Consider the following 6716-nt stretch of genomic DNA (forward strand, 5'->3'; position numbering starts at 1 on the left):
GCCTCAAGTGCCTTCAAGGGAGCGGCAGGCAGAAGCTGGGTCAGGGCAAGATAGGTTCCCCAGAGCGCTGCCAGCGCCACCAGCGTGCCTCCCGCGATCCGAGCAAACTTCCCCGCCTGCATCAGCCCCCAGGCACACACCAGTGCGAAGACGGGAAGTGCCGGGACTAAGTAGCGGGTCTGCTGCATCATGAAAAACCAAGTCGCGGAGATGCCAAGGCCCCAGAACAAGCACGCGACCGCTTTCTTATCCCAGGTCTTGACCAGCAGTGGCAGCGCTATCCCAATCGCAAGGTTGACCGGCGAGAGACCAAAGATGACATACTCGGTAAAGACCCAAGAGCGGCCTGCGGGAATGACGCTCGCTTCCATGGTCACGTTCCAGGGAGCCAAGAGCAAGTGCAGCGGATCTTTGCCCAGCCCAAACGCCGCCTGATCTTTCGCATACCCCAGCGCCGCCGCATCACTCCAGTAGCGCCCATGAAAGAGCTTCCAGCCAAAGGGATAGACTGGGTCGCCGGTGTAGAGAAACGTTTTGAGGTACCACGGCAGGCCAATCGCCAGCGCCATGCCTGCCCAGACCAGAGCGAGACGAAACGGAAGGCGCATTGCCAAGAGCCCCAGCACTCCCATCGCCCAGAAAGCCAGTGCGGTGGACTTCGTGCCTAGCGCCAGGCCCATCAGCACTGCCGAGACCACCAGCCAGCGCGGCTGCTCGTGTGCATTTAGCACCGCGTAAAAGCTCAGAAACGAGAAGAGTGCCAGCGCGAGGTCAATGTAGGCGGTCGTGGACTCCCAGAGTAGGACCGGTGTCGTGGCGACGATCACTGCAGCCACCTGCCCGATGGTCTTACTAAAGTGCCGTGCGCCGCACGTATAGACCGCCAGAGTGAGGAGCGCCCCGCAGAGCCAGTGACAGAGCTTAGCCCCACTCACGGAGCCCAGCGAGAGCATCCAGAGATAGAGCATGTTGAGCGTGAAGGGGAAGTTACTGTGGTGGTCATCGGGGATGTAGTAGATACGTCCCTCTTGCAAGTAGCGCTTCGGTGCCGCCAAGTGATACGAGAGCGAGTCCCACTCCAGCACGCCCGGCGGGTTAAGCGCTCCCACGAGCGTGATCAGCCCACAGAGCCCCAGCACCAGTGCGACCGCAATTCCCAGCACGCCTGCGGACTGCTCCTCCGTTTTCTCACGCTTGGGCAGGCTCCGGTAGCCCAGAAATGCCAGCGGTAAGCCAACCAGTAAAACTCCTAGTGTCAGCGGGAGCATCTTGGCCTGCTTCAGCAGCCCTAGCGCCAGAATCGTGTAGGAAATCACGCCCATTCCCAGAGCAATGGCAAAGGCAGCTCTCTCCAGCAGGCTCTGCGTGGGTAAGCGACGCAGGAAAAACGCCCCGATCCCAAAGGCCAGCACCGCCAGCAAGACAACAAGTAAAATACCCATCATCAGTTTTGTCCCCCCGCCGGGCGGGGGTTAGGGGGGAGGTTGGGCTTAACCGCCATCAGCTCCATCACTTCACCAGGCAGCTCGTGGCCGAGACGCTCGGAGGCGGTGAGCAGGCTCAGGAACGCCTTGGTGCGGAGCTTGCCCCCCTCGCGGCGTGGCCCCGCACTCCCCTCTTCCTCGCCAATAGGTTTCCCCGAGATAGCCTTAAAGCCGTAGCGAACACTCTGAATGCCAAAGAGAAACGGAAAGTGGCGGATGCGCTGCACTTGAAAGCCGCACTCCTCGGTCAGGCGCGTGAGGGTGCGTGGGGCAAAGCCCCAGTAGTGGCGCGGCAGGTCCAGTGGGTACCAGCAGGAGCGGAAGAGACGTGCCTCCAGGCAGTTGACATTGGGCACCGCGATCAGCAAGCTCCCCCCGGGCGCAAGCGCGTTCCAGGCAGCAGTGAGAGTCGCGCGGGGCTCCGGGACGTGCTCTAGGACATGGAGAATGGAGACGAGTCCAAAGGCGTTCTGAGGGAGCGTAATTTCCTCCAGTGGCGCTTCGTGGATCGTGCCTCCTGTGCGCTTGCGGGCAAGCTCCGCGGCGACGGGGTCGGTCTCCAGCCCTTCGACCGTCCAGCCACGCTCGGCGAGCTGTGCGAGAAAGCGACCATCGCCGCAGCCCACATCGAGTGCACGGCGTGGGGCATTGTCGGAGACAGCGGCTAGCGTGCGCTCGGCCATGCGGCGGTTGTACTCATCGAGGCGCTCGGCGAGCCCACTGGTGGCATCGTCTTCAGCACGGGCGTAGGTCAGCGGCGTGTAGTGCTTGTTCATCTCCTCGGGCGCGGGGCGTGGATCGAGGCGCACCGTGCTACAGCGGGCACACTGCACGGCGTGAAACTCACGCGGCCCTCCGAGAATATGGTCACCCGCCCGTCGCCACGCCACCGCAGCGCGGGTTCCACAGACACAGCAAGTCAGAGTCGTCTCGACATAGCGTCGGCTCATAAAGAATGCAAAGCTCCTGTGACGACTCCGTCGTCAAAAATAACATGGCCAAGGTAGCGCGCGTGGCTCCCGGCCTGAACAATCGGCACGTTATTCACCACTTCGGGCTGCTCCAGCACCACGTGCGTGTGCCCCCCGATCAGCAAGTCCAGCTCAGGAATGGCTTCGGCAAGCTTCCGATCCTGCACAATCCCGATGTGCGTGAGTGCAATGAGCAAGTCGCACTGAGGCCGCAGCTCGGCGGCGAGGCGCTTGGCAGTTTCTATTGGTGGGGCAAAAAGATTGTCCCAGAGTGCCGCGTCCACTTTCTGAGGCGTCGCCATCGGCACTGTGACACCAAAGATACCTATTTTTTGGCCACCACACTCTCGCAATACGAACGGCACAAACGGGACGTTCCCCGCCGCGTTCTTGGCAGAGCCATTGGCGCAGAGAATCGGAAATGTTGCCTTATTTAGTTTGGTGCGAACAACGGGGAGGCTCGGGTGGGTCTCGCGGTTGCCCATCGTCATCGCGTCGTAGCCCAGCGCACTCATCCGCGCAAGAACCGGCTCGCCCATGGGGTTAAAACCTAGGTTCCCCGCCGAGATCGCGTCGCCCGCATCAAGAAGCAAGTACGGCTCGCCTGCGGATAGACGCTCAATCTCTCTCTTGAGAAGCGCCGCTTTTTCGTCGGTGAGCTTCCCGTGGAAGTCGTTGGTATGGAAGATATGGAGCCGAGGCACGGCTCATTATATCCCGTCAGCGCGTCCGAAGCGGCCCGCTCGGAAGTCACGTAGGGCTCTAAGAAGAACGGTGCGCTTTGGGTTTCGTTTCAGCGTCCAGACCGCAAGCAGGCGCAGAGACTCCACAAAGGCCATGAGTAAGCCAAAAGACGTGCCATGTTTTTTCAGGTACAAAAGCTGGTTGCGGCGCATGTAGTAAAGTGTCAGGAGCGAGTCTTTGCCTGTCGCGCGGCTCACTTTATGCCAGAGTCGGGCCTGAAACGCCGTTCCAATCTCATAGCCCGCCTTGCGAATACGAGCACAGAGATCGGACTCTTCGTAGTATAAAAAGAAGCGCTCATCGAAGAAGCCGACCTGCTCGAAGACACGGCGCGAGAACAGTAGGCCACACCCGGAGACAAATGCACTAGGCTGGTAGCTCACGTGCGTTGGCGCGGGTTTGCCTTGAAGCAGGTGTCTCACTTGCCCCCGCGCGTCAAGCTCGCCACCCGCAGACCAGACGATCTCCGGCTCATCATAGAGCAGCATCACCGGCCCGAGCGCTCCCAAGTTCAGTTGCGCCTCCCAGGTTTTCATCAGACGCTCCAGCAGATCTGGCGCAACAATCGTATCAGGATTGAGAAGAAAAATAAACTCCGCGCCGTGCTCAAACGCGGCGCGAACCCCTGTCTGATTGCCCCCCGTGAAGCCCGTGTTCTGCGGATTGACAATCAATGTCACCTCAGGAAACTGTGTCCGAACAATCTCTGCTGTAGAGTCACTACTGGCATTGTCGACAACTACCGTAAAAAAATTCGCGTAGGCCAGATTCCTCAGAGACTCCAAACACTCCACCGTGTCTGCCACACCATTGTAGCAGACAACAATGATCCCGATTCTTTGCACCAGGAGACTACTCCCACTCAATGGTTCCAGGAGGTTTACTCGTGATATCGTAGACAACGCGGTTGACGCCTGAGACCTCCCCGACAATGCGGCTGGAGATTTTTTCGAGAAGCTCGTAGGGCAGGCGCGCCCAGTCAGCGGTCATGGCGTCTTCACTGCTCACGGCGCGCAGGACAATCGGGTACTCGTAGGTGCGCTTGTCTCCCATGACACCCACGGACTTGGTGTCGGGGAGCACCGCGAAGCTCTGCCAGACGCGCCGGTACAGGCCCGCCTTCTTGATCTCCTCGACCACAATGGCATCTGCCTCGCGCAGGATATCAATCTTCTCGCGGGTCACTTCCCCTAAAACGCGGATCCCAAGACCAGGGCCAGGGAATGGCTGTCGCCAGACCATCTCACTCGGGACGCCTAGCTCCTCGCCCACTTTTCGCACTTCATCTTTAAAGAGATAGCGTAGGGGCTCGACCAATTTCAGCTTCATGTACTCGGGAAGCCCCCCGACATTGTGGTGGGTCTTGATCGTGTGGGCCTTGCCCGAGCCAGACTCAATCACATCCGGGTAGAGCGTGCCTTGTGCTAAGAACTCCGCGCCCTCGATTGTCTGCGCCACTTCATCAAAGACCGCCACAAACTCATTGCCGATAATCTTGCGCTTCTGCTCAGGGTCAATCACGCCCTTGAGCTTGTCTAGAAAGCGCGATTTTTCATCGGCATAGACAAGATTGATATTAAACGTCCGGGCAAAGTTCTCCCGAACTTGTGTGCCTTCGTCCTTGCGCATCATGCCCGTATTGACAAAAATACACGTGAGCTGATCTCCGATCGCCTTGTGCACCAGCGCGGCGGCAACCACGGAGTCCACGCCGCCCGAGAGGCCGCAGACCACTTTCTTATCCCCGACTTGATGCCGAATGGCCTCCGTGGCCTCACGGACAAACGAGGCCATGGTCCACTCGCCTTTCGCGGAGCAGAACTGGTAGAGGAAGTTGCGGATAATCTCCGTGCCCCACGGCGTGTGAACGACCTCGGGGTGGAACTGCACCGCGAAGAACTTACGGGCCGTGTCCGCCATCGCCGCCACCGGCGTGGATGATGTTACTGCGGTGACCTTAAAGCCTGGCGGTGGTGCCTCGACCGTATCGCCGTGACTCATCCAGCAGATCAGCTCGCGGTTAAGGCCTAGAAAGAGATCCGTGCTGTCTGTGACATCAAGAGAGGTCTTACCATACTCCCGCTGTGTCCCCGCACGCACTTTTCCGCCGAGCTGGCGGCTCATGAGCTGCATGCCATAACAGATTCCCAAGATCGGAATCCCTAGGTCGTAGATCGCCATGTCCACTTCAGGAGCACCAGGCTCGTAGCAGCTGGCTGGGCCACCGGAGAAGATTATCCCGATGGGCTTGCGCCTCTGAATCTCCGCGAGAGGGGTCTCGCAAGGGAGGATCTCGCAGTAGACCTTGCACTCCCGCACGCGGCGGGCGATGAGCTGTGTGTACTGTGCCCCGAAGTCGAGGACGACCACGTTTTCATCGGGGATAGGAATCGAAGAAGACTTGTGTGAGGCCACGGTTAGCAGGCCTCCATGCAGCGGGGGGGAACCATGCCCCTTATGTTACCATGAGATCAGTAGATCAATTGCCGTGAAGAGCAAAAGGCCACAGGAAACCGCGATATTGACATTGAAGAAGGCGATATTCAGGCGCTTCAGATCGCTGGGAGAGATCAAGGTGTGTTCCGCCGCGATGAGCACGGCAGCCAGCCCCACTCCGGTGAAGTACCAGCCATGCAGTCCTGCGAGCTTGCCGAGTGCGACCAAGAGCACGATCATCAGCGCATGGCTCGCCCGCCCGATCCGTAGAGCTGTCTTTGCCCCAAAGCGTACCGGGAGCGAGTGCAGCCCTGCGTTTTTATCAAAGTCCGCATCTTGTAGGGCATAGATCGTGTCAAAGCCCACCAGCCAGCAGACCACGGCGGCTCCAAGAGTGAGAGGCACCAGCGTCAGATTCCCCGCCACCGCCACCCACGCCCCGACCGGCGCGATTGCCAGTGCCACCCCCAGAAACGCGTGGCACCAGTGGGTGAAGCGCTTGGTATAGGAGTAGAGAAAGACCACTCCCAGCGCCACGGGGGAGAGTGCCAGCGCCAGTGCGTTAAGCTGCCAAGCGGCTAACACTAAAAGAAGCGAGGTGCACAGAGTGAAGCCCTTCACAAAGCCCACCGAGACCAGCCCCGCTGGAATGGCCCGGCTCGCGGTGCGTGGGTTCTTTGCATCGTAGTCCCGATCCACGAGGCGATTAAAAGCCATCGCGGCAGAGCGAGCACCTATCATTGCCACGAAGATCCAGAAGAGAGTACGGCCCTCGGGCAGGCCCTGGGCCGCAAGTAGAGCCCCCATCAAGGCAAAAGGCAAGGCAAAGAGTGTGTGCTCAATCTTAATCATCTCTAGGACGATCCGCAGCTTTCCCATACGATCATTTTATCACCGACCCGAAAAGTCGGGAACTAATGCGAAGTTATTGTCGTATATCATGCGCAATGCCTTTTGCTATCGTGATTTCTCAGCAACCTACCGTGCTTTCTCTGGAGAGTTTTCTCGCCCAAGTTGAGCAGCGCTTCCCCAAGCTGATTGGGGCCGAGGCCGAGCGTCTTGCTGTCTCGGCGAAGCGCCA

At 59.4% G+C, this 6716-nt stretch carries 6 protein-coding genes; all 6 read right to left on the bottom strand.

Going from position 1 to position 6716, the window contains the following annotated elements:
• On the bottom strand, positions 1 to 1445 hold a 1445-nt coding region (locus tag AC1XOS_RS18025), incomplete at its 3' end, for a glycosyltransferase family 39 protein (protein WP_481963606.1).
• Positions 1445 to 2434: a class I SAM-dependent methyltransferase gene (locus AC1XOS_RS18030; protein ID WP_481963607.1), complete on the bottom strand. Its 990-nt coding sequence runs from the start codon at positions 2432 to 2434 to the stop codon at positions 1445 to 1447. The genes AC1XOS_RS18025 and AC1XOS_RS18030, both read right to left, overlap by 1 nt.
• Positions 2431 to 3159 carry a bifunctional metallophosphatase/5'-nucleotidase gene (locus AC1XOS_RS18035; protein ID WP_481963608.1) on the bottom strand — a complete coding sequence of 243 codons (729 nt, stop codon included), beginning with the start codon at positions 3157 to 3159 and terminating at the stop codon, positions 2431 to 2433. The genes AC1XOS_RS18030 and AC1XOS_RS18035 overlap by 4 nt, the downstream gene beginning before the upstream one ends.
• A gap of 6 nt (positions 3160 to 3165) precedes the next feature.
• The gene (locus AC1XOS_RS18040; RefSeq protein WP_481963609.1) at positions 3166 to 4044 is read right to left on the bottom strand and encodes a glycosyltransferase family 2 protein; all 879 of its coding nucleotides are present in this window, start codon (positions 4042 to 4044) and stop codon (positions 3166 to 3168) included.
• Positions 4045 to 4051: 7 nt separating this feature from the next.
• Positions 4052 to 5614, bottom strand: a complete 1563-nt coding sequence (gene guaA / locus AC1XOS_RS18045; RefSeq protein WP_481963610.1) for a glutamine-hydrolyzing GMP synthase — start codon at positions 5612 to 5614, stop codon at positions 4052 to 4054.
• Between the two features lie 45 nt (positions 5615 to 5659).
• Positions 5660 to 6514, bottom strand: coding sequence for a UbiA-like polyprenyltransferase (locus AC1XOS_RS18050; RefSeq protein WP_481963611.1), 855 nt, complete (start codon positions 6512 to 6514; stop codon positions 5660 to 5662).
• Positions 6515 to 6716 lie beyond the last annotated feature (202 nt).

It is taken from the genome of Armatimonas sp., assembly GCF_964826245.1.